19 protein-coding genes and 1 pseudogene are annotated in these 24,744 nt (G+C 49.1%); 5 read left to right on the forward strand and 15 right to left on the reverse strand.

Annotated features, from left to right (window positions below; all coding sequences use genetic code 11):
- Positions 1-14 precede the first annotated feature (14 nt).
- Together mobB and mobA are read right to left on the reverse strand one after the other, a co-directional pair.
- Positions 15-1,268, reverse strand: a complete 1,254-nt coding sequence (gene mobB, locus P150_RS0101885) for a conjugal transfer protein MobB (protein WP_028896247.1) — start codon at positions 1,266-1,268, stop codon at positions 15-17.
- A 1-nt stretch (position 1,269) separates the two neighbouring features.
- Positions 1,270-1,719 (reverse strand): conjugal transfer protein MobA, encoded by a 450-nt coding sequence (mobA, locus tag P150_RS0101890; protein WP_028896248.1) that lies wholly within the window; start codon positions 1,717-1,719, stop codon positions 1,270-1,272.
- Positions 1,720-2,259: 540 nt separating this feature from the next.
- On the opposite strand from mobA, the gene P150_RS0101900 reads away from it, so the two are divergent.
- The 3 genes from P150_RS0101900 to P150_RS0101910 are packed head-to-tail and all read left to right on the forward strand — an operon-like array spanning position 2,260 to position 4,209.
- Positions 2,260-3,015 (forward strand): ParA family protein, encoded by a 756-nt coding sequence (locus P150_RS0101900; protein WP_028896249.1) that lies wholly within the window; start codon positions 2,260-2,262, stop codon positions 3,013-3,015.
- Between the two features lie 4 nt (positions 3,016-3,019).
- The gene (locus tag P150_RS0101905) at positions 3,020-3,469 is read left to right on the forward strand and encodes a DUF3408 domain-containing protein (protein WP_028896250.1); all 450 of its coding nucleotides are present in this window, start codon (positions 3,020-3,022) and stop codon (positions 3,467-3,469) included.
- Entirely contained in the window at positions 3,466-4,209 is a 744-nt protein-coding gene (locus P150_RS0101910) for a DUF4122 family protein (protein WP_051617432.1), read from the forward strand. The genes P150_RS0101905 and P150_RS0101910 overlap by 4 nt, the downstream gene beginning before the upstream one ends.
- A 150-nt stretch (positions 4,210-4,359) precedes the next feature.
- Here the strand turns inward: P150_RS0101910 and P150_RS0101915 are convergent, their stop codons facing one another.
- The 9 genes from P150_RS0101915 to P150_RS15675 all read right to left on the reverse strand — a co-directional run bounded on the left by P150_RS0101915 (position 4,360) and on the right by P150_RS15675 (position 17,476).
- Positions 4,360-5,673 (reverse strand): DUF1302 family protein, encoded by a 1,314-nt coding sequence (locus P150_RS0101915; RefSeq protein WP_028896252.1) that lies wholly within the window; start codon positions 5,671-5,673, stop codon positions 4,360-4,362.
- Position 5,674: 1 nt separating this feature from the next.
- Positions 5,675-6,448: an outer membrane lipoprotein-sorting protein gene (locus tag P150_RS0101920; protein ID WP_028896253.1), complete on the reverse strand. Its 774-nt coding sequence runs from the start codon at positions 6,446-6,448 to the stop codon at positions 5,675-5,677.
- A 92-nt stretch (positions 6,449-6,540) separates the two neighbouring features.
- Entirely contained in the window at positions 6,541-8,889 is a 2,349-nt protein-coding gene (locus P150_RS0101925) for an RND family transporter (protein WP_028896254.1), read from the reverse strand.
- Positions 8,886-10,631 (reverse strand): ABC transporter ATP-binding protein, encoded by a 1,746-nt coding sequence (locus P150_RS0101930; protein ID WP_028896255.1) that lies wholly within the window; start codon positions 10,629-10,631, stop codon positions 8,886-8,888. Before P150_RS0101930 ends, P150_RS0101925 begins: the two co-directional genes overlap by 4 nt.
- A 22-nt stretch (positions 10,632-10,653) precedes the next feature.
- Entirely contained in the window at positions 10,654-12,408 is a 1,755-nt protein-coding gene (locus P150_RS0101935) for an ABC transporter ATP-binding protein (protein ID WP_028896256.1), read from the reverse strand.
- Between the two features lie 25 nt (positions 12,409-12,433).
- On the reverse strand, positions 12,434-13,048 hold the full coding sequence (locus P150_RS0101940; protein WP_028896257.1) for a TetR/AcrR family transcriptional regulator: 615 nt from the start codon (positions 13,046-13,048) through the stop codon (positions 12,434-12,436).
- A gap of 234 nt (positions 13,049-13,282) precedes the next feature.
- Complete coding sequence (locus tag P150_RS17350; protein WP_155952892.1) at positions 13,283-13,576, reverse strand: hypothetical protein; 294 nt, start codon at positions 13,574-13,576, stop codon at positions 13,283-13,285.
- A 93-nt stretch (positions 13,577-13,669) separates the two neighbouring features.
- Positions 13,670-14,911 carry a hypothetical protein gene (locus P150_RS0101950; RefSeq protein WP_051617435.1) on the reverse strand — a complete coding sequence of 414 codons (1,242 nt, stop codon included), beginning with the start codon at positions 14,909-14,911 and terminating at the stop codon, positions 13,670-13,672.
- Between the two features lie 18 nt (positions 14,912-14,929).
- Positions 14,930-17,476 carry a TonB-dependent receptor gene (locus tag P150_RS15675; protein WP_081819254.1) on the reverse strand — a complete coding sequence of 849 codons (2,547 nt, stop codon included), beginning with the start codon at positions 17,474-17,476 and terminating at the stop codon, positions 14,930-14,932.
- 403 nt (positions 17,477-17,879) lie between these two features.
- On the opposite strand from P150_RS15675, the gene P150_RS0101960 reads away from it, so the two are divergent.
- Complete coding sequence (locus P150_RS0101960) at positions 17,880-18,176, forward strand: DUF4134 domain-containing protein (RefSeq protein WP_028896259.1); 297 nt, start codon at positions 17,880-17,882, stop codon at positions 18,174-18,176.
- A 4-nt stretch (positions 18,177-18,180) separates the two neighbouring features.
- Positions 18,181-18,330: pseudogene (locus P150_RS17020) on the forward strand (DUF4133 domain-containing protein); the annotation flags it as partial.
- Here the strand turns inward: P150_RS17020 and P150_RS0101965 are convergent.
- The 4 genes from P150_RS0101965 to P150_RS0101980 all read right to left on the reverse strand — a co-directional run bounded on the left by P150_RS0101965 (position 18,328) and on the right by P150_RS0101980 (position 24,337).
- On the reverse strand, positions 18,328-19,824 hold the full coding sequence (locus P150_RS0101965; RefSeq protein ID WP_028896260.1) for an ATP-binding protein: 1,497 nt from the start codon (positions 19,822-19,824) through the stop codon (positions 18,328-18,330). The pseudogene P150_RS17020 and the gene P150_RS0101965 sit on opposite strands and share 3 nt — an antisense overlap.
- A 222-nt stretch (positions 19,825-20,046) precedes the next feature.
- Positions 20,047-20,526, reverse strand: a complete 480-nt coding sequence (locus tag P150_RS0101970) for an HU family DNA-binding protein (RefSeq protein WP_036931979.1) — start codon at positions 20,524-20,526, stop codon at positions 20,047-20,049.
- Between the two features lie 228 nt (positions 20,527-20,754).
- The gene (locus P150_RS0101975) at positions 20,755-20,961 is read right to left on the reverse strand and encodes a hypothetical protein (RefSeq protein WP_028896232.1); all 207 of its coding nucleotides are present in this window, start codon (positions 20,959-20,961) and stop codon (positions 20,755-20,757) included.
- 19 nt (positions 20,962-20,980) lie between these two features.
- Positions 20,981-24,337 (reverse strand): leucine-rich repeat domain-containing protein, encoded by a 3,357-nt coding sequence (locus tag P150_RS0101980; RefSeq protein ID WP_028896261.1) that lies wholly within the window; start codon positions 24,335-24,337, stop codon positions 20,981-20,983.
- Between the last annotated feature and the right edge of the window lie 407 nt (positions 24,338-24,744).

Genomic DNA, 24,744 nt, shown 5'->3' on the forward strand with positions numbered 1-24,744 from the left:
CGTATTTTTTTGATTTATGAGATGCCGTTTGAGCGGCGTTTCCTCTTCTTTTTCCCTTGCATCCTCCGCGCAAAGGCCTCTTCCTCGTGGTCAGGGCCGGTCGGTTCGAAACTGAACAGTCCGAAAGCCTGTTCTATTGTCTCTCCCCAATCCATTCCGTCCGAAAGGCTGTTTCCCTCAGCCGTGCCCCGGTTCTCTGCATCCGTAGTTATGGTCGGTTCATTGAACAGTCTTTCGAACATGTTGGCGGAGCATTCCTTTCCAATCCGTGAACCGTTGAACACCTCCCTGTTCCCGTGGTCGATGAATGTCACCCCGTATATGCGGCCTGTCCCGCTTTTACGGAAGATTACGTCGATGCCTTTGGCGGCCAGCAGTCTTGCGAACTTATCCCTGTCGTGCCGGCAGCCGTGCATGGCAATCCTTATACTGTCGGCTGCCACCGGTTTCCGTCCGTTCCGCTTGAAGGCACGCAGGTTACGGGCGATACGCCTTTCGATGCCATCATAGCCGAACCGCTCTCCGATGAGTGAGGATTTTATCGGGGTACAGGCCGGTGTTCCCTTCCCGTCAGTTACCGTATATATGATACCCCGATAGGGCTTTCCGTCAAACTCTCCTTTCACCTGCTTTGCGTCGATGTTGAAGCAGGACAGCAGGGCACTGTATTCGCCGAACGACCGGTAGCCGTAGGAGGAGAACACGCTTTTCAGGATGTTCGACACCTGCGTCTTGACATCCCCGGCGCGGTAGTCCGCTTTTTTAAGATACGGCTCCGGCAGTTCCTTTCCCTTGTCCGCCACCTGCTGCAGTCCGAACTCCGCCTCCAGGTCCCGGCAGACCTTCATTGAGCGGTTCCATTCATAGGCATCGGAAATCTTCTCCCCGTTTTCCTTTACGCAGGTGGAGACGATGTGTATATGCCTCCGCTCGATGTCCTCATGTATATATACGACATAGGGTTGGTCGCCATATCCCATCCTGCGCATATATTCCTCTGCCAGAGTCTTGAACTCCCCATCCGTCAGATGGTCTTCGGGCGTGGGGTTGAGGGAGATGTGCAATATCGGCTTCTCGGTGTTCCTGTTGGCAAGCAGGTAATTCTCAAAGGACAGCAGGGTGTTCCGAAGGGTGTTCCCGCCGTCTGCTTCCATATCCGCGATGATACGGTTACCATGAATGATGCGGGCCGTCCCCTCATCCACTTTTCTCTGATTGTAGATGATTGCTCCATACAGCGAAACGCCCCTGTTAATCTTTACCACCATGTTATTTACCATTTTCTGTGTGGTCCAAGTATCTGTTCCTGTATTCCTGCGTAAGCGAGACGACCTGCCTGCTCAGCATGACCAGTTCGAGAGTAGCCTTTTCAAGTTTGCGAAGCAGTACGAACGCACGCTTGTCCCCGAAGTTCTTCTTCACGGCCTTTACCGTCTGGTTGTAGTTGTTGCCTACTGCCTGGAACTGATGATAGAAATTAGTCAATCGGATGTAATAGTCCATCGTGGCCTTGTCTATCCTCACTACCTTCAGTTCCCTTTCAAGCAGCACGGTCTTGATGAACCTTGCCCTTTGCGTCATGCCCGATTTCTGGAAAAGTGCCTCAAACCTCCCTTTCTCCTCCGCATTCAGTTTGATGCCGTATCGGAATACGGCAGGGTCGGACTTGCGCTTGCGTCCGGCCTTATGTTTCCTGTCATTGCCGTTTTTCTCTGTCATACCTCACGATTTTATATTTTTTCTGTCTGTCTGCGTATTCACGACTTTGGAGTGAATGGACCCGAGCTGCCAGGCGAGCGGCAAGTTGTTTTGGGATGCCCGATTCATTTCGGGCGTCCCAAAACACAACTTGCTATGTTCGCTTGAACATGAATTTTCCTGTCGTCAAATTGTGCTTCGCCCTGTATGCGGACTGCACGGTAGGATTTGACGGTCAGACGGAACGAATCCGCTTCGGCGGCAAAGTTACAGGTAAGGAATCAAATACGGAACAGGCGGAATGATGCAACGGAATGACAAATGGTGACATATGTCGACAATACACGGAAAAGGACTCTGAAAGTCGTTTTTTCTGTGTTTATTTGCAGTATGGATGCATCAGTGCAGGACTGACTTCGTGCGCTCATGCCTGTGTGAAGCCACTTGTTCAAGCCTTCATACAGTCATACATTCATACAGGAAGTATTGATGGCATGGATATGTTCCGCCATTCACCGGTGCAGACACACATTACTGCATACAACTTAAAACATACGGATTATGAAAAAAGAAACGTTATTCGTTGCCCTGAGCAACCAGAAGGGAGGCGTGGGAAAGTCTGCCTTCACCGTACTGCTGGCAGGCTACCTGCATTATCTCAAAGACAAGAACGTGGCGGTGGTGGACTGTGATTCCCCGCAGCACAGCCTGTGTCGCATGAGGGAGAGGGACATGCAGGCCATAGAGCAGAATCCACATTACCGGCAACTCCTTGTAAGGCAATGGGAGCATATCAGGAAGAAGGCCTATCCCGTCGTGGGTGCGACGCCCGACAAGGCAAGGGAGGCTGCCGACGAGCTTGCCCGGGACGGTGACTTCGACATTATCCTCGTGGATCTTCCCGGAACGATGGGCACACAGGGGGTGTTCAGCACCATTGTCAACATGGACTACGTCATCACGCCCATCATTGCTGACCGTATCGTGATGCAGAGCAGCCTGGCTTTCTCCACCACGGTACTGGACTATATCAGGGGAAAGAGTGATATTCCCCTGAAGGACATCCTGTTCTTCTGGAACAGGCAGGACCGGCGTGCTTCAACGGAGATATTCGACATCTACAACGGTATCATCAGACAGCTGGGACTGACGGTGCTCAATACTGTCGTGCCGGAAACGAGGCGTTATGACAAGGAGCTTTCCATAAAGGGAAGAAGTTTTTTCCGCTGCACGCTGCTGCCTCCGCCGGCTGGTCTGCTTAAGGGCAGCGGCTTGGCGGAACTGGCGGAAGAGGTGATTGCAAAACTCAAGATATAGGGATATGGCAAGGAAAAAGATAGAGGTAAACGAGGAGGTCCTGAAGGAAATCATGACAGGCGACCTGCCCGTCTTTGGCAAGGAGCAGCCTGTAAGGGAGACTGTACGGGAAAGACGGGAGGCAGACTCCTCTGAATCCCGGGAAAAAGAGAACGAGGCCGTAAACAATCCAAAGGCTGATGCTGCTCAGGCAGCCAATGAGGGAAGTGGAAATAAAGTCCGATATACAGAGAGGGAATACAGGGAACGTTTTCTTGCGGCAGGAAATATCACCCAGCGCAGCCAGACCTATGTCAGCCGTGAGAATTATGAGCGTATAAGACGTTTCCTGCCGGTAATAGCTCCCGATGCCAGCATATCAGGGTATGTCAACAATGTACTGACACGCCATCTGGAAGAGTGCCGGGAACTGGTCAATGAATTGTATAACCGTGAAATATCAAAACCTTTATGAATATGGAAAAGTATTTATATCTCTTTGTCAAGACGGTGTGCTTCGCATACCTGTCGTGGCGTTTATGGATTTTCCTGTTTTGCCGTTCCTCCGCCTTATGGGGCAGACTCATCGCATGGGCAAGACTGATACATAGTGAAATGGCAAAAAGGCGAATGGTCAATATGAAAAAAGAAAGGCGGAAGCCTGTGATGCAGTCGCAAGCCATTAATGGCAGGGAGGAAGAGGTGATCGGCAAGACAAAGATCGTTTACCTTGAAGATCCTGAGAGGCGTGATGTCGAACCGGTCCGTAGTGAACCGCTTCCTGCTTCGGATTTTATAGGTGAAGACGATGAAATCTCGGACGATGAGGTGGAGAACAGTCTGTCTGCCAGGCATGGATCTGTCAACGACATTCTTAGTGAGGAGGAAAAAAGGGAAATGATGGAACCTGTCGGCGCGGAGCCTGATGCTGATTTTTCGGAAGCCCTGACCTATGAGGATATGAAAAACGTGGCGGATGTGCTGACGGCACAGGGTAATGTCTCCGAAGAAAACTGTATCAGGGCTGCAAAGACCTTATACAACATCCGGCAAACGGACATGTTTGGTTTTATGACCTCTCAAATCGGCAATATGGAGCTGGTGGAGAATCTGCTCAGGGAATGTCTTGACGAGCAGGGAACGCCACTGAAAAAAAGAAAAAAGATGCAGGATGCAAAGAAAACAGAAATATTTGATTGGAATAAATTTGTTTGATGTAAAAGATTTACAGGTGCATAAATCGGGATATGAAAAGTAAATAGTAGGAATGTAGTCAGGGGAAGATATAAATATTACCATACTCTGACTACATTCTACATAGCAATTTCAGAATATTACTTCTTTTTTCTGTTGAAGCCCATATCGTTAAAAACTATATTTCATTTTTATCCATGCCTCAGAGTTCTTCGCATACATAGCAAACTTGCCCTTGTCGGCATGGAAATAGTCGTAGCCAGCGGTAAGTTCCATCTGGTCGTTGAGGGCATAGGATGCGGACAGACGGTTGAAGATGCCGCCGTTGGTAACGTCGATATAGGCGAAGGTAGAGAGTTTCAAGGTGTTGTGCAGCATTTCCTTTGCGATCCTTGCGGTGGCAAGTCCGGCGTTGCGATAGACGGAGAGGCCATCAAGGTTGCCCGATGTGTGTTGATGGCAATACTGCATGCTGATGTTCCAGTCGCCACCCGGATACCAGTCTGCGCCCACGAGAGTGTTGAGGACGTTTCGGCGCGCGGTGTTCTTTCCTAAAACCGCCCCCTGCGCCTCACCTATATAGTCGGCAACTTCAGCACGAAAGACGAACTGACCGGCGGGGAGCGAGCAGTCGGCACCGAACATTGTCATGCGGTGATACTCGCCGTTGATGCGGAGCGACCGTCTGTCGTCCGACAGCACGGGGTAAAGGGCAGGCATCTTGTTCCATGTGCGCAAGGCACTCACGGAGAAATCCACTCCGCTGAAGTTTGCCGTGAGCCGTCCACCAAACTCCATGTTCCTGATCCGCTTTTCGGGTTTTCCGCTTTCCAAGTCGATGGTATAGGGCAGTTGTGCTGACGGCAACCGCACGGCCCACGGATTGCGCTCGTCCGTCGGCAGCACGAAGAAATCGACTATCGGATTGCATACGGCCTCAATGGTGACCGGGCCAATCGTGTACCGTGCCCGCAGAGCGTTGACGGGCATGCGGATGTCGTCGTAGTCCTGTGCGAGAAACTCGGTGTAGTCGAACGGCGACACGCAGTCGGTAACGCGCAGTGCGTCGGCCACGCCCCAGACAATAATCTGCCGCCCCATGCGCAGGTCGAGGTTTCCCTTCGCATAGGAGAGATATGCCTCGCGCAGTTCCAGCCGCGTGCGGTCTTTCAGCACGCCGTTGTAGGTGGCGTTCAGCGACACGAAGAGCGAGGCTGCCCCCTTTTCGAGTTTCACCTCTCCCCGTGCACGGGTCCTTGATGCCATCAAATCGGCCTTTCCCTCCGCCCTCACGGCGTGGTAGGTATCGAGAAATCCCTTTGCCTGCACTTGCAGGGTATTGTCGTCGGCTTCTTCCGGCGGCACGGTCTCCGGACTTGTGCCTATCGAGGATTCTACGACGACGGTGTCAGTCTCAACCTGAGCCGATGCCTGTGCCGAGAACATCGGCACAAGCAGCAGCATGAATAGTCTAAACGGTTTCATATCAGAGTCCTTTCTCCAGTTTGGAAACGGTGAAGAGGTTTGGCGACACTTTCACATTGAACCGCTGGTTGTCCATACGAATGACGGTCTTGTGCCCCGTCTGCACATTCTCCATCTGCATGAGGTGCATAGTCCAGAACCCTTGCACCTTTTCTATATTGGAGATGGTGAGCCGGCGATGCAGCTTGTTCAGCTTGTCGTAGTATTCGCCCTTGACAGCCATCAGGCAGTCCTGCCGGATCCACGTGACGCGGCGCGCATAAATCTCGTCTTTGTCGTTGGGTACCGACTGCACCACCCAGCATTTGTGCCCGCCCAATGTTTCCTCGCGCAGCAATTTGTGCTGTTCCTCGTCCACGCTACGCGTGCTCATGTCGTTGTAGGTAAAGTCGCTGCCCATGAAGTAGTCGGTTTTCGACGACTTTCCGCTGATGCGCCTTGTCTTTTTCATCGCCGGGAGATAGAGCCACTTGTCGTCTACCTTCACGGAGTTGTCATAGTCCCACGTGAGGAAGCCCGTGCCCTTCACATCGCCGGGATAGGTGAAGAACATGATTTTCTTTGTGTCCTTTCCCACGTCCATCGCCCACGACTCCAACTTCCGCATACGCTTGTGCCCGCTTTTCTGAATGAGCGTCATTTCAATGGTGGCATAGCGTGTGTCGCCGTCGGCGCGGTTCTTTACTTTCTGCATGATGTCCCGGCCTGTCAGTTCTGCGGCCTGTGCGGCGAAAACCATCGCCAGAGCCATGATAATCGTTGATATTCTTTTCATTTTTCTTTTATTTTATAGGATTTATATGTTATTTTTCTTTTGCGGAAGCATTGTCGGAAAATCCCGACAGCACTTTTTCCATTATGGAAGCCCTATCCCTGCTTTTCCTTTCCGAATACCCGCAGGTATTTGAAGAGAATAGGCGTGAGGAAGAGGTCTGCCAGCAATGCCGACACCATACCCGCCACGGCGAGAATGCCCCAGTTGCACATCTGCGTGGCATCGGAGAAGATGAAACCGGCAAATGTTGCCGAGATGATGGCCGTGGACATGACGATGGCGAGCCCCTCTGTGCGGAACGTGCGGTTGATGGCTTCCGAGTAATTGCCGCATCGGTCGTATGCCACATGGCTGTGGTTGATGAAGTGGATGGTGTCGTCGACGGCGATACCCAATACCATCGGGATGAGCGAGGCGGTCATCATGTCGAGCGGATAGTCGAGCCAGCCCATCATGCCGCCCACGATGATGGCAGGGGCGATATTGGGTATCATGCCCACGAGTCCCACCTTCCAGTTGCCGAAGATAAGCACGAGGATAACGCCGATGACCAGCACCGAGAGGAGCATCGACCACATCTGCCCACGCTCCACATACTGCTGCATGACGGTGAACTGAGGGATATTGCCCACCACGGAGATGTGCGCGCCGGGGAAAAGTCGGCGAGCCTCTGCTTGCAGGGCGTTCATCTCCTTTTCGGCTTCGTTGGAGTTGTAGTCCTTCATTTCTATTTGCAGGCGCAGCCGCTTGTAGTCATAGTCCATCCAGTATTCCGACTCCGTGCCTCCGGCGTTCTCGTAGAGCAACAGCAGTTGCGCCACCATGTCGGCATCGTCGGGGATGCGGTAGAATTGCTGCTTGTTGCCGTTGAGCGTGCAGTTCATGTCCTTCACGATGTCGGTAACGGAGTTGTGGCGTTTCGTCAGTTTATAGTCACTTGCCGTCTCCGCCAGCCGGTCGAGTTTCTTCAGGTTCTCCGGCTTCTTGGCATCGTTGTCGTGCGGCAGGGTAATCATGAGGTCGTAGGCATACATCGAGCCGAGTTCGGTCTCGCACAGGTCGAGGAACTTCTTGACGTAGGGTATCTTCCGCCCCATCGTCTTCTCGATGTCGAACGCCGGCTCGATGAAGAAGAGCCCGATGCCGCAGAAGATGGTCAGAGCGACCGATGACACGACAAACGACCGATGGTTGCGCATCACGAAACCGCCCAACCGTTCAAAACGATTGCCGATGAATCCCTCAAAACTCCTCGACATGTCGATGGCGGGCTTGCGTTCCTTGCCGAACGACAGCAGAATGGGCGTGAGCAGCAGACAGGTGAGCAGCACGGCCAGCAGACAGAGCGAGGTGTTGATGCCGATGGCCTGCATCGGGACAATCTTCATCGAGAGGAATGTCATCATGGCTGCCACGGTGGTAAGCCCCGACAGCAGCACGCCCCAGCCGGTCTCGCCCACGGCCTCCTTGATAGACTCCCTGCGCTTGCCCGTCTCCACAAACCGCGTCTTGAAGAAGTTATATAAGTGGATGTTGTAGGCGATGGAACAGGCAAAGGTGAGTATCACGCCTATCATCGCCGTAGTCATGTCAATGTAAATGCCTGTCCAGCCGATAATGCCGAAACTGATGAGCAGTCCGGAGACGGAAGTGAGCAGCGGTGCGACGACTCCACGCAGCGAGCGGGTTACGACGAACATCACCATGATGGAGATAATGAAGGCAAAGAGGAACAACCGTCCCATTTCGCCTTGCAGATAGGTAAATTTCTCATAAGCCAAATAAGGCATCCCTGCGGCGTTGGGCGACAGCTCGGCATACTTCGCCTTGCTGATGATATGCCCGGCCTCCTTGCCCGTGAGCATGTCGGGGGCAATGTTGCTCGTCTTCTTCCATACGCTGTCCTCGGGGAACGGGCGCAGTTTTACCATAATCCATGTCATCGTGCCGTCTGTCGACACCATCTTCTTTGCCAGATAGGGCTTGCTGTACGCCTTGCGTCTGATTTCTGCCAATGAAGTGGCGTCCAACGGTATCTCGTCCGGCACAATCTGCTCGATGGTCATGCCCTCCTCCGTGCCTGCGGCAAACTCGATGTCGGTGAGCGATGTCACCTTGTCGGCATACGACAGACTATCCTTCAGTTCGTTGCTCAACTCACGGATGAGTATCAGACTGCGTTGTGAGAAGATGTCCTTGTTCTTCACCAGCACCGCTACATAGTAGTCGTTGCCGAAGATGGACTTGAACTCATTGGTCTTGAGCAGCATCGGGTCATCGCTCACGAAGTAGTCGTCGAATGAGGTTCTCATCACGATGCGTTTCGCTCCCACGAACGAGAAGGCGACGACGACTGCGAACAGCGCACCCACCACAAGGCGGTGGCAGAGTATCCATTCTGCCAACTGCCTGAACTTACTGTTAATTCTTACGATTTTCATTGTGCTATATCTGTTTTGTTGTCATTTTCCTGTTGTAAGGCCACCATTCTTGCAAACTCACCATTCATTGCCATTAACTCGTCGGGTGTTCCCTGCTCGCTTACCGTTCCGCCGTTGAGTACCACGATGTGGTCGGCATTGCGGACCGTGCGCATGCGGTGGGCAATGATGATGACGGTTTTACCCTGTACCAGTTCGGAGATACCTGCCTGTATCTTCGTTTCATTCTCGGCATCAAGGCTGGCGGTGGCTTCGTCCAATAGAATAATGGGGGCATCTTTCAGAAGGGCGCGGGCAATGGAGATGCGCTGCCGTTCGCCGCCCGAAAGGTTTTCACCGTTCTCACCGATAACGGTGTCGTAGCCCTGCGGCATGCGACTGATAAAATCGTCGCACTGTGCCAACCGTGCCGCATGACGCACTTCCTCGTCGGTGGCATCGCGCTTGCCAATGCGGATATTGTCGGCAATGGAGGCATTGAAAAGCAGTACGTCTTGGAAAACGATGGCGTAGTTTTTCAGCAGCGTTTCAGGATCTATCGTGGAAACATCTCTTCCGCCTATGAGTATCTGTCCGCTATCAATGTCCCAGAAACGCGCGGCGAGTTTGGCCGTCGTGCTTTTTCCTCCGCCCGATGGTCCCACAAGTGCGGTAACCTCTCCCCGGCGGGCGGTGAAGGAAACATTGCTCAGTACCTGTTTTTTGGTTTCGTAGGCGAAACTCACGTTTCGGAACTCTATGTCGTAGTTATTTATCTCCAACTCTCTGCTTCCTTCCTGTGCCGGCATCGCGTCGATTTCCTTTACACGATTGATGCGCACATCGAGAAAGGCAAGTATGGCAAGGTTGTTGCACACCTCCTGAATCGGGTTGTACACCATTGCCGAGGCTATGAGAAAAGCCAGATAGGTGAACATCGACACGTCGCCCCGTTGCAACAGCCACGCCCCCACGAGAATGACCGACGGCATGCCTAACTTCAACAGCACGGCGGAGAGGTTGACGAACGTGCCGGCAACCAACTCGTGGCTGACCAGTTCCTTTTCGTAACCTTTCAGCCGCCGGTCAAAACTGTGGCAGTATGCCTCTTCACCATTGTACGACTTGATTTCCTGCACACATTCTAGCCCTTCCTGTACCTGTTCGGTTACACCACGCTTTACGTCATAGACCTGTTGGAAAGCCCTGCCGAGTTTACGGCGCGACAGCAACAGAGTGGCTATGCCCAACGGCACTACCCAGAAGAGTGCGGCGGCCAGCCGCCAGTCGTAACAGAACATTCCGACGGCAATAATGATGACACTCGTCATGGCGGCAAAAAGTTGCGGTACGGCATGCGAGAATATCTGTTCCAGCATGGTGCAGTCTTCCATTATGGTGGATGTGAGGTCAGACAGGTTGCGCTCGCCGAAGAACGCAAGTGGCAGGCGGCGCAGTTTCTCCGCCACGCCGATGCGCCGCTGTGCGCTTTCGGTGTAGATGGTGGTGTAAGTGCTGTCGTACTGCCACCGGGCCACGAGGAACATAATCACCGCCAGTCCCGCCGCCAAGAGCAGGTAAAACCACAGCGTGTGTTGTCGTGTCTGCGTTTCCGTTCCGATGCAGTCCATAAGGAACAGAAACAAGTAAGTGGGCGGCAACATCAATGCAAGATTGAGCAATGTGGAATAGGCTATTCCTCGCCGCAGGTCTTTTGCCCCTTTTTCCGACAGGGCGAAACGGTTTTGAAAATATCTTATCATTGTCGTATGGCTTTTTGAATGGTTATAACTTCCATGCTACGGATTTCTGGTATTCGTTCCACATTTTATAATACAGTGCCTTACGGGCGATGAGTTCCCCGTGCGTCCCCTGTTCGGCAATCCCGCCGTTCTGTATTACCACGATGCTGTCGGCATCCTGCACGGTGGTCAGCCGGTGGGCTATCATCAACACCGTCTTGCCGCGAGTGAGATGCGCAAGGGCCCGGCGGATAAGATGCTCATTTTCGGGGTCTGCAAAGGCAGTCGCCTCATCGAGTACCACAATGGGGGCATCCTTAAGAATGGCGCGCGCAAGAACGATGCGCTGCTGCTCGCCGCCCGACAGGTAAGTTCCCTCTGCACCAATCACGGTCTCCAATCCTTGCGGCAGCCGTTCGATGATTTCACGGCTCTGAGACAAGTCTATGGCGCGGTTTACCTGTTCAAGCGTGGCTTCGGGACTGCCATAACGGATATTCTCTAAAATGGAGGTTTTGAACAGTCGGGTATTCTGGAAGACGAACGACACGCTGTGCATCAGTTCCTCCTTGTCCATCTGTCGCACGTCTATGCCTCCGATGCATACACTGCCCTCACGCACATCCCAAAATCGGGGAATAAGTCTTGCTATGGTGGTCTTTCCGCTCCCCGATGCTCCCACAAGTGCTATTGTCTTTCCTTCGGGGATCGTGAGGTCGATATGGCTCACGGCGTCTTTCTCCGCTCCCTCATATCGAAACGACACATCATGGAAGCAGATGTCGAAAGCCTTGACTTTCCGTGGCGTTTCACAGTCGGGAAGCGGTAATGCGCAAGTGAGGTTCTCCAACCGTTCCACCGCCTCGTTCGCCAGAAAGAGGTTCTGGCTGAGGTACATCGTCTTCATCACATTGACGGAGATAATCGGGGCTATCAGCACATAGAGTATCATGTCGGAAACGATGACCGCCAACTCTCCGCCATGCCCTATCAGGATAATGCCTGTCGGCACGAGAAAGAAGGCAAAGGCATTGATGGCGACGGTGTAGGCAGACATCGGAGAACGCCACTGGAGCGTGTATCTGATAACAAGGTCACGATAATTGATGATACTGTCGTAAAAACGCTTGAACGAGAAGACCGTCTGCTGAAATACTTTCACCACAGGAATGCCGCGCACGTATTCCACCGCCTCCGCGCTCATCTTCTCCTGCGCATCGAGATACATCCGTTGGAATTGGTTGTTTCGTGGGTTCATCATATAGCCCATGATGCCAAAGGCACAGATAAACGGTATCACTGAGGCAATGCCCAGCTGCCAGTCTACCGCAAACAGAAGGATGATGACACCGAGCGGAGCGACTATGCTTCCAGCCACGTCGGGCAGGATGTGTGCCACGAAAGTGTGTGTCTGCCCTGAGTCCTCATCTATGATTTTGCGCATCCGCCCCGTATTCCGGGGATCGAAGAACCCCAGTGGCACACGCATGAGCCTTTCCATCGCACTGCGCCGCATGTTGGTCTCCACACGGAAAGCGGCAAGGTGCGACAGCATGAGGGCGACGAAGTAGAGCAGCACGTTCACTATGGATACTACGAATGCCGCGAGGGCATAGTCCCACAGAGGCGTGCCGGCAAGGTCGCCTTCGACCGTGAGCAGCGTGCGCACCACAAGCCACAAAAGAATAAAGGGAACGAGCGACAGCAGTCCGTTGAGTGCCGACAGCCCGACGGAACAGGGCAGCAGCCATCTGCGCCCTCCCATGTAAGCTCCTAAGCGTTTGAGTGTCTTTATCATATATTTGGTCTGTCTTGAGAGTCGGTTATGGTTTCATCAGCTCTTTCCATCCGGCCATGCCGAAGGACACGTATTGCTTGAGCGTCAGCTTGATTTCCTCGTCGCTATAATCCTCATGCTCCACGAGTTCGCAGAAGAGAGTCATCCATGCAGAGCAGGTAAGATGGACCAGAAACGGGGAGATGTTGATGTTGAGATGCGGATAGCGCTCTTTCATCAGGCGCATATATTCTATGCCCACCTGCATCTGGTGGTCGATGATTTTATTCTTATATCCCTCCAGCGAAGTGCCTTCGGCATTGAAAAGGAGCAGCCGCAATTCGGGACGAAAATCCTTGATGAGCGCAAGCATGGAAAAGATGTAGTCAATCTGCTGCTGTCGCATATCGAACACCTCTATGGATAGATTCTCCTCGTCGTTGTGCGAAAGGATATATCGGTCGATTGCCGAGAGCAGCGGACGCATCACCGCGCAAAACAAGGCATCCTTGCTGTCAAAATAATGGTACAGGTTGCCCACCGTCACACCGGCCTTGCGCGCCACGTTACGGATGCACGTGTGCCGAACACCGTTCTTGATGAACTCCCGATGCGCCACCTCCAATATACGTTGTCTAACATCTGTCTTTAATTTCTGCATAGTCGGATTAGAATAGTGAACATTGTTTTGGATTGTTCATAAAAAAAACGCACAATGCCATAAGCCGTAAGTGCGTATTTGGAGTTCGAGAGTGTTATATGAATGATTTTGTATCATATCTATCACAGAATAAGCATTATATTTCCTTGTTCCATTTCCACGCTTCATAGGCAAGGGTAATGCCCAGCACGACGAGCATGGGGTGGATGAAAAGTTGCGGAAGCTCAAAGCCGGTTACCAGTTCCAGACTATGTGCCGTACAGAACAGGGAAAGGAGGGAGGCAAGGCAGAAATGAACCGTTTTATGCAACGCTTGCCGGCATAGAGTGAAAGTAGCAGTCCTGTCGCCGGTATCGTGAATGAGACAATGGCCATCAACACCAATATGGGCATCGGAGCCACGCCTTCATCAGAAATAGCAATGTTTGCTTTCCAGAAAAGAGGAATCATGTCTATCAGGGAGTGTGCAGACATCCCGGCTATCATTGCCACCCATAGAATGGATATTTTAAGATTTCCCTTCATCATTTCTTGTTGTTTATTGGTTATGTAATGAAGGACGAGTTCTGTAACCTTCTTGGCAGTTTATGGAAGTTTACAAAAACTCGTCCATAAGTTGTTTTAGTCTAAAGAAATCACCTTATAGGCACCGGTAGGAGTCTTCACGCTTGGCTGCATGGAACCTTTACCCGTTGCCATGTCGTAGCGATAGAAACCTATGCCGCTGTCGGTGTGCTCACCAAAATAGATGGAATCACCCACCTTGATGACGGCATTGGCAGCCCAGCCACACGATGCGGGGAGGGGAAGAATGCGTCCGGTCTTCTTGTTCACGTCTATCTCATAAGGTACATAGCATTTGTTGACGATATAGGTCTTGTCGTCGGGGTCTTTTACGAGTGATGGCTTATAAAGGAACGTGTAGATTTTCCCGTTGCCGCCATAGGCCATTGACATCCCGTAAGAACCGACCTCTGCTCCCTCGGTGGTTTGCAGACTCATATAAAACTCCTTGTCGAACTCTGTCTCGCCTTTCTTGATACGCAGCAATCCGTCCTTGTATCCCTTGCCGGGCATAAACTGGCACATCATCGCCGCACGCGGTCCGGTATGGAAATAGATATTGCCGGCTTCGTCGATGACAGGAGTGGTATGTCCGACCATTCCGAGGCTGGTCGCACGGTCGTCTTTTATGACTTTATCCACCTTGTCGGTCGCCACGTCGATGACGGCCACTTGCGCAGGTGTAGCAAGGATCTCCTTCATCGACTTTGCCTGATTGAGCGGCAGGAAGAGTTTGCCGTCGCGCACAATGCCATTGCCTCCGTCTGGGTCCTTGTCCTCTTCCGCATAAGGCGAAAGGTCTATCTCTTTCGTCACGCTCATCGTGGCCGGGTTGAACACAATCAGTTGCCCACGGCTTGCGCATGTGACGGCATAGGCTTTTGTGTCGCTCGCAAATACGATTTCAACCACGTTGGGTGAACCCGGAAAAGAAAGTTTGCCGGCGGGCTGGGCGGAAAGTTTCCCGTTGGCATCCACCTCGTATTTGTAGAGCGTCTGCTCGCCTCCATAGCCATACATCGAGCCGGACTGGAGATAGACATACTTTCCGCGTTTCTCCATGAACAGATGTCCCGTGGGAAGCGTGACGGCTTTGTTGTAGGTTACAGTCGTGCCTTCATTGAAATTCTCAAACCCCGTGATGAAGAAACTGTTGTCCGATTGTGCGGACATCAGGAAGTGGTTCTTGGATTGGGGCTGAGGGACAGGCTGGTCGTTGTTTTCCGAACACGATGAAAATGTTGCTGCAAACAGCATGGTCAGACAGGGCAATGCCCATAGAATTTTGTTTGTTTTCATAACTTTTATATTTTATGGTTATCTTTTATTAATAATGTATTTTATCTTCAAGTGGAACGTGCGTCTTTCCATCGGATAACGGAACTCCGCCCAATTCTCACGATTGAGTATGTTTCGCACCTCAAGACTAAGTTGGCATTGGCTGTTGAAAGAATGATGAAGGGCTACGTCCCAACTGTATCTTGCCGGTATAAGCATAGTGTTGTTGTCGCTTGCCTCCCAGTTGTAACTAAACTCCTTGGTAAATCCGAAAGAAGAGACAAGTGCTGAGGACGTAGAACGCCCGAGCAAGCCATCCTTGTGCAGACGCAGCCCGACGTTGCCAAAGAGGTAAGGCATGTTGGGAATACGATAACGATAGTGAAAGTTTTCCCCACCGCCAACGGCATCCTTTCGCCTGTCGCGGGCATCCTGCCATGTGATGTTTCCTTGCATATCCAGCCAACGGTTCAGTTTGCCGTCTATTTCCATGTCCACGCCCATCACACGGACCTTGCCGATATTGTCATAGGCCATATTCATGGAACTATACATCAGTTTAATCATGTCCTTTGCACTCATGTAGAACGTATTGAGGCCAAGCCGCACCTGCGGGTAGTGTCCGACATTGATGAGCCATATCGCACCTGCATTGATATTGAGGCTACGTTCTGGCCGAAGTTTTTCAGACGGGAGCAGCAGCACACCGTCACCAAACAATTCCTCGGCTATGGGCATTCTGACGGCCGATTGCATGGAAGCTTTCAGCGTCAGGGCATTATTCGGAAGAAGATGCAGTGCCATTGCCTCGCTCCAGCCTATCATGGTACTGTGGTTGGTTGAGGTTCTGGGTTTGTCTTGCAGCATGATTGATTCGGCAAACGGAAGAACTCTTGAATGGTGGTTGAAGACCTTTATCCCCAATTCGTTTGTGAACTTGCCATCGTATAGTTTCCATTCATGGGTCAACCCGGACACGATGGTATGGAGCCGGCTCGGGTAGCCGCTGGTTGGCAAGCGGGAGTAACGATCGGCAAGTTCGTCTTTGGGTATCTTGCGCCCATAGCGGTAATTGGTATTCCATGTAATAAGTTGATGGTTGTCAATCTTGTAAGTCAGGTTGAGCAGCTCACGGATAGAGGTATGCCTGTCGTGTGAGTCGTTTGGAACGGAGCCAATCTCTCCACGTCCGGAGCCACTTGGAAACTTGTTTCCGATGAAATCGTAGCAATAATGGGAGGTGTCTACCTGATTGACAAGGCTGAAACCGATAATCGAGTGGAGTTGTGCCGTTAGCTTTCCATTCAGAAACTTTTTTTCAAGACTTAATGCTATATTGGCCGAACGTGTACGCGTAAAGGCATGTTGGATGTTGTTTTGCACGTTCATCAGTCCGCCTTGTATTTCCTTGCGATAATAGTCGGCACTCAATGTGATGTCAAATTGCTCAAACCATAATTGTCGGCTGCTGATGCCCACACTGAAACCTCCGTGCAAGTAGGCGTCATGGTCGCGATGAATGGTGCGTCCCAATTCAAACGGGGAAGAAAAACTATAATTATTCTTCGCATAGTTCATCGTAGCACTGGCATGCAGGGTTGTTGATGTCTTCCCCAGATAATGTTTCAGTTGCAGGCTGCCGATATAGGTGTTGTAAGATGCCGCCTCTAATGCCGCTTCCAAATGATTCTTTTTGAAGTCCTTCAGAAGGATATTCACGGCACCGCCCAATCCATCACCACCCAACCACGCAGGGATTATGCCTTTATATACTTCCACCTCCTCTATCATGTCGATTGGAATACTGCTGAGCTGGAACTCATCGGAGTTTCCCATTGGCATGCCATTGACGAATATGCCGATGCGTTTGCCGTCCATGCCTTGTATGATGATACGCGATGCATTTCCCAGCCCTCCTTGTTGCGCCACCTTGATACCGGCAGTGTTGTCAAGAATCTCGTTTAAGGTGGCTGTCTTATATTTGAGTGATTTTCCGTCTATGATTGTCACTGCCGAGGGGACTTCACGATGCATCTGTGCCTTGCTCTTTCCCAATACTACTACATCAGACAGGAGGTTGTCCAACGGTAGTAATTCCACATCACAGCAGATGCTGTCATTGACGTATGACTTTTGACCGAAGGTTATGTTGCGGCTTTTATATCCTATGTATTGTACTTTTATCCTCTTGTCGTGTCTCGAAGGAACATTCATCTTAAATGTACCTGTATGGTCAGAGGTTGTTCCTGTTCCGGAATTGTCCAATATGACCGTGGCACCGTTCAAGGGTTTGTGGGTCTGCGCGTCAGTGATTCGACCATAAATGATTTTTTGGGCGTAAACATCCTGCCATGCGAATAGGCAAATGAAAACTATAAGAAAGTTTGGTCGTGTGCGCTTACTCTCATTGCTCCACCCAGACTCTCTATGATCATGATTATATGACAGTCTATTCAGGCACTTCTTCAAAAGTGAACACCCGTCAACTTTATTCATAAAAAAAGCGCACCGTCTTTTATCTGAACGGTGCGCTTGGCTTAGTGGACTTTCATGCCCATGTCGTATATCTATGTGTGTCCTTATCATAACTTCTTTTTTTCGGTGCAAAGATAATAAGGTTTACATAATGGCACAATACCCAAAAATCGGTATTTTATATCCATTTATGCTTGTGATTATATCGCAAACGTATGCAAGAAAAAGTATGCCTATCCTTATTTTTTCTCTTCCTCTCTGTGACAGTACACTAACGCACAGTATATGCATGATAAAATTCAATACCGTATATTAGCGTAAGAAAGAATTTCTCCGTAAATTCAGCATTGTATGTCGCTAAGAATCTTCTCTTGATGTTCATTGAAAAGCATCTTATCGGATGCAATATAATGACATAAGATGACAGATGTCGTACAGTCAGGAAAATCTGTTGTCATATCCTATACTTTTGTGGTCGGAAACATTTTTGTCTAATTATTTTATATTTCGACCTATGAAAAGAAAAGTCTTTTTTGCAGCCTTAACGCTGCTTGTATCAATGACAGCCATTGCTCAAGGCAACGGTATCTCGGGTATCAACCAAGCGACAAGCATGGTGACGAGTTATTTCGACCCTGCCACGAAACTCATCTACGCCATCGGTGCGGTCGTGGGACTTATCGGAGGGGTAAAGGTCTACTCAAAGTTCTCGTCCGGCGATCCGGACACCTCGAAGACCGCCGCAAGCTGGTTCGGGGCGTGTATCTTCCTCATTGTCGCAGCCACCATTCTGAGAAGTTTCTTCCTCTAAGTCTATGGAGACCTATCCCATCAATAAGGGAATCGGTCGCTCGGTAGAGTTTCAGGGACTCAAAAGCCAGTATCTGTTCATTTTCGCCGGAGGGCTGCTCGCCCTTTTCGTGCTGTTTGTCATCCTCTATATGGCGGGATATATCAAGTATTTATTTTCTCAATATCTCAAGGCATCTTTTCAGCATAGTTTCGTTACCGAGAATTATGACATATAATTTTTGTCTTGCTCTTGTCAAAATCTGATACAGCATCTGCCGTTGTGAATAGTAGTCGTTACCTGCCGTTAGTTTTCCGTTTCCATCGTACCTGAAAGTTTCGTCCATTACTGCTACAACTTTATCAAATTCCTGACCTATCACAGCATGTGCACTTTCTTCATTGGCTATTCCATACCCTTCATATTTAAATATGGAAACTGTTCCGGGAGTATATTTAGGTACTTTCCAACCTTTTTCTTGTAGGTATTTTGACAATGCTATAACATCTTTCTTGGTCGAACAATAATGCAAATTTATGTTTGAATTATCAGAATGGGTTATTTTCTCATGACAATCAAATAAAGGCTTAATAAAAGAAGCGATTTCTTTATTGGTTCTTATCTTGTCTGTCAGTTTGTAAATTGGTTGAGTCAAAATCGCCAAAATTTGTCCAGACATATTCCGCGCCCTCTCGTTATTATGTAAATATTGCTTTTCGTCAAACGAAAAGATACACTTCATTTTCTTTTTTTCCGCATTAACTTTTATATCGTTAAATTGCGATTGGTATATTCTTTGTGCTTCATCTACTATTATCACTTCAAATTCTGCCAAGTTTTTATATCCAATATTTTTTGCCATACAAATATCCCAACCATATTCGCTTTGCAAAACATATTGCCCTTCATTCAATTGTGCACAATGAACAATGAGAACCTTTTTATCTTTACTCATCAACTCCTTAGCTATGTCGTATGTCAGCAATGTTTTTCCCGTTCCTGCTGCTCCTGTAAGTGCCATAAACTCTGCCTTAGTACTTTCGACAGCATTCAAAATCTTGCATTTGATTTCCTCCTGATGCTCTGTTAGGAAGTATTCCTCTTCCATAAATTGCTGTGTAGAATTGAATGGAGATATCAGATAGTTGCCAGGATTGAAAAGTCTGTCAATATCCTCTGTTACAGTGTTGTCTTTCGACAATTCCTTATATAAAATGTCAAAACTTATGGAAACAATATTATCCTCATCGTTCAGCATATAGAGTGTGTTAGACTCTTGGATGTATGTAAACAATGATACTTCCTTATTTAAGAATTTCAGATAATATGAATTTCTTTTGAGTTGTTTCAATATTTTTTCCTCGCCTGCCTTGGATTTTAATTCGATATTGACAATATTGTCATCGTTTATTCGCAGTAAATCAAATTCTTTTCCAATTTGTGGAATCTTATAGCCCACAAAGAAATTATCCAATAAAGGTGTAAGGTTATCCACTGTTTTAAATTGGTTTATGAAAGATTTCATACACTCCAATTCGCCTTCTTTCAGTCCTCCGTTTTTACCTTTCTCTGCCAATTCTATTCCGTAAAAACTTAGAAATGCGATTAGAGTGTCTTTGGATAGTTGCTCATACGCATCTGTTAAAGTATTCAGATTTATTGCTTTCATTTATTTAGTATATTAATTCTGTGTTGTATGTACAAAAACAGTGCCAAAGAGTTATCCAAATATCTAACCTATATAAAATAAGCAAGCATTACATGATAATAATTACCGTTTTTTGTTTTCTCCGTTCTAAAACGGAATAGAGATAAATCAAAACAGGCGCAAGCCCTGTTTCCCAACAAGCCTTGCGCCATATAAATTAAAGAGTTATAAAATTCAAATGATTTATGGGTTGAGATCTTCTCCACCCTCCGTTGATGATTCGGAATCCTCCGAAGTGACCTTGCCTTTCCATTCCTCCCATTCGATGTCCACGTCGGTCAGGCCACGCACGGCACGGCGACCGCCACCTGTGGCTCTTGTGCCACCGCCACGGAATCGGGTTTCGGGAATGAAGCGCACGCGCACCCCATTGATGAGCGCAGCGGTTACTTCCTTTTCTGTTGCCACACCGTTCTTGTTCGTCGCCGCCGTGAAGTAGAAAGAGCCGATACCATCTAATTTTACCGAGCGGCCCTGCGCCATATAGTCGCCCATTACTCCGCCCAATGCTGTGAGCACGGCACGCACATCGGCGGGGCTTACCGTCGATTCGGCTGCCACGCGCTTGGAAATTTGCTCCGTCGTGATGGCAGAGCCTACGAGAATGGATTTGGGATACCACTTGCCGTTCACTTTCATCTGTACTTTCTTGTAGAATGCCATAGGTTTGATTGTTTTGTGCCAAAAGCGGCTGAAATGTTAACAACGACTAAAGTATAAGTAGTGGGGCACTGAAGTATAAGTAGTGCCCTACTGAAGTAGGACTTGTCGCCATCTCTATCTACACCACTCATCGGCTGGTTAATAATTGTTGCTCAAAAGAGCCGTATTGCCGGAAGCATAAATGCCATGCCCCACCATCAGTGAGGCAGAGCATGGCATCACGCTGTATTAGTCTTCCCAAGCATTGAAGCCCGGTTTTGCCCAGTCGTCCTCCTCGTCGAAGAAACCCTGCTTTGCGCCAATGTCGTCTTCCTGTCCGGCACCTATGCCGTGGTTGGGATCGTTGTCCACACCGATGCTCCAAGTTTCCATCAGGGAGTTTACTTCCAGTTTGACAACCTCCGTGAGAGGTTCCGTATATGTTTTTTTCTTCATTTTGCTTTCTTTCCTATTATTATTTGATGATTACTTTCTTTCCGTTGTGGATATAAACACCTTTTGTGGGCTTTACCTGCACGCCGCTGAGATTGTAGTAAGGCGCGTTGTCGCTGTCCTTGCCTGTTTCGATGATGCCGTCGATGCCCGTAACGGTGCTGTCGTCGTCGAACACGATGCAGAAGCCTTTGGCAGGAGCCGACGCGCTGTTTGCCATTCGGAAATATGCCTTGAAGTATGGGAACGTGGCGCCGTTCTTGAGTTGCACGAATTTGCCCCGACTCTTGCTGAAAGCATAGTATTGATAGCCGGTCTCATTGGTGATTGGCGTATCTTCCACAGCACCTATCATACGGTTGTTGTCTGTCTCGCTATAGCCAAGTGCAGTCAATGCCGACTTATCGTGGGCTTGCGCTTCATCCATTTCGCAATAGGAATTCACCGTAACGGCTTCCTTGCTGCGTATGAGCGCACCAACAAAGGCTGGCACATAGTAGTTGTCCACGCTGTATGCCTTTACGAACGGATTGCTTGTGTCGTAGGCGTGGGTGTAGTCCTTCGGCACATAAGGCTTGATGTCGTTGCTGCCTTGTCCGGAAGGATATTTCACGTCGAACGGGAAGCACACCGTGCCGCCGTAGCTGTTGGTGGTCTGCGGTATCTTGTGGGTGATATTGAGCGTGTGCTTCTCTGTGCCTCCTATGGTCTTGGCTACTTCCCATTTATCCTTATATGCCTGCACTTTGCTTTGTTTCACATAAATATTTTGGTTTTCCTTGAACGGATAACTGTCAGGCTGTTCGAAATCAACAGACCCGAGTGAGCCCGGCGTGTCGCCTACGAAATAAACGTCCTTGATGCTGTTGCCCTTGAAGGAATTCATACCGACATAACTCATATCTGCCAGCGAGACGATGGCTTCCGCCTTGTTGGTCTTTTCGTATGCGAAATCGAGAATGCTGCTGACTGTGTAATCCTTCTCCTGCCAAGTCTTGCCACGCGTGTCGGTATAGTTCGGCTCTTTGGCTGTCTTTTCTATGATAACCGATGTGCGCTCATTATAGAAACTGATGACACCCACGTCGCTCACGGAAGTGGGGAAGAACTCTGTGCCGCGGTCGTAGCCCACTTCTGTTACAAATGAAGGATGCACCTCCTTGAATCTGCTGTTATAAGTATTCACAGTCGCGTCGTTGTCACTGCTCTCATACCATTTCTTGCGTACATAAATGGTGACGTCCTTAAGATTGCCGGATTGGTACATGATGTCGGCTTTCAATTCTGGCACACTCTCCTCTCCCATGAAACTGAGCGATTTCAGGTTGTTGCAAAGAGCAATGGCGTGCGTGCCTATTTCCGTCACCGTCTTGGGGAATGTGATATTGGTAACTTTGTTGCTGCCATAGAAACAGTAGGCTGCGACTTTCTTGAAGTAAGGCACGAGCGTGTATTTTGAGTCGGCTTTTCCGGCAGGGAACACTTGCAGTTCTTCTTTGTTGATGTCGCAGAGCATACCGTCAAGCGTACTGTATTTTGTGTTGCCTGATGCGACGATGAATTTCAGGAGACTCTCGCAGAAATTGAACGCTCCTTGCTTTACTTCCAAGAGATTCTTGGGCAACTCTATCTCCGTGAGTTTCGTACAATGGTCGAAAGCCAGTTCTTCAATCAACTTTATGCTTTCGGGAAGTTTGATATGTGTGATTCCGCAGTCGGCAAATGCTCCTTTGCCGATGCTTGTAAGAACCGACGGTTCCTCGAACAATACGGTTTCCAGAGCTTGCGCTCCCTTGAAAGCACCGGAGGCGATGCGTTCTACGTTTTTGGGTACGGTGAACGTTTTCAGACTTGCACAATTGCTGAATACGGAACTTTGTATCGTTTTCAGGTTGTTTGCCCCGTCAAAAACCACCTTCGTAAGTTTTTCTGCATTCGAGAAAAGAAAAGGAGGCAGGGATTCCAACAGACTCCCATTGGCAATATGCACCTCCGTGAGTGTTTTTATGTCGGCGAAACATGCATCCCCAAGTTTCTTTACCGTTGCAGGTATGGTTAATGTTTCCAACTTGGTGTTTTGGAAAGCATTTGCCCCGATTTCCTCAAGTTGCGAGGGAGTTGTGAAATTGACCTTTTTCAAAACCTTGGCAGTCTTGAAGGCAGCCTGACCAATGGTCTTCACGGTCTTTGCAATCGTGATTTCCTCCAATTTCTGAACATCTGCGAAAGCAGACTCTTCAATCTTTTCCGTACCTTCAGGCACTGTATAGACACCCTCTTTCCCCGATGGATAAATCAAAAGAACTTTATCATCCTCTGTGAAAATGACACCATCTTTTGATTTGTAATGAGAATTTTCTTCTGCTACATCAAAAGCCTTGATTTTAGGGCAGTTGGTAAATGCACCCTTGCCAATCTTCGTTACGTCTTTGCCAATCTTCACGCTCTCCAAAGCACTGCATGAGTTAAAAGCCGAATTGCCGATTTCCTGTGTCTCGTTCAAATCAAGTTGCTTCATATAGCAGTTGATTGCCGCATTCTGCGCCACAGTTTTAACGCCGTTAGGAATGGTAAGTTTCTCATCAGGAGTTTGCAGTTGGTCGTACTTGAAAGGAACGTGTACGAGTGTTTTGCCATCATGGCTGCACAAAAGACCGTTGATATCCTTGTATTTTACATTGCCTGGCACTACTGTAAAATGAGTACCGCTACTGTTGAACGAGGGGTACTCGGCATTCTCCGAAATCTTGCTGACGGAAGTCGGAATGGTAATCTTTTTCATTTCCCTGCAATTGGAGAATGCCGACGGCATGATCTCTTCCACTCCACTGGGAACGGTGTAGTCGCCGGTCTTGCCTGCAGGAACATAGACAAGCTGCCTGCCATCTTTTGACAGCAGTGCTCCCTCATAGGTTTTATATTTGTTATTTCCCGATTTCACCACAAACTCCGTAAGTTTCTGACAGTTGAGAAAACACCCAATACCTACCTGCCCGCAAGTTGCAGGAATGATTATCTTTTGCAGGTTTTCGGCAAAGCGGAGAGAATGTGAGTTGATTTCCTTGAAGCCCTCGGAAAACTCCACTTCGGTAACACCGTTATCCACCTTGGATTCCCAAGGCACACAGCCCACCACATTGTACCATTCCAGGTCCATGCCAACCGGAGTTTGTACCTTCGTGGGGATAACCACCTTGCCGCTACCCCCTACTTTCAGCACTTGCACCTCATTCAGTGAGGTATTATGCAAGTCTTTCTTGACAACCTTATAGGTACAACCCTGGTAGTCGAATATTGTTCCTACCGTCTGGGCAAACGCCCCTGTTGCCGACATGATGATTGCCAGCAACAATGAAAACAATAGTTTTGTTTGTCTCATAATTTAAATTGATTAATTAAATTGATTAAAATATATAGTTTATAACTCTTGTTTATTCTTGAAAAATTCTCACTAATGTGGACTTATATCCGTTAGCAGACACTTGGCCAACGGACACGACAAAACAGGCAACGGAACTTCTTGTAAGTCCTTTGCCCAAAGGCTTTGCGCCGTTTCTCATGCGCGCGTATAATAAGATGTTTGTGTAAGGAGTTGCGCCAGTAGCGTCTATGAGAGAGAGAGAGAGAGAGAGAGAGAGAGAGAGAGAGAGAGTAATAAATTATTTGGAACTGCCAAATAATCCGACGACAAAATCACAGGAAAATCTTGTTTTTCCTGCGCCACACATATACCTTTATTACATAAGGAAATATGCTGTTGATAGCCGTTGCCCTCTAATCCGTTCA

It is taken from the genome of Prevotella sp. HUN102 (genome assembly GCF_000688375.1).
Taxonomy (GTDB): domain Bacteria; phylum Bacteroidota; class Bacteroidia; order Bacteroidales; family Bacteroidaceae; genus Prevotella.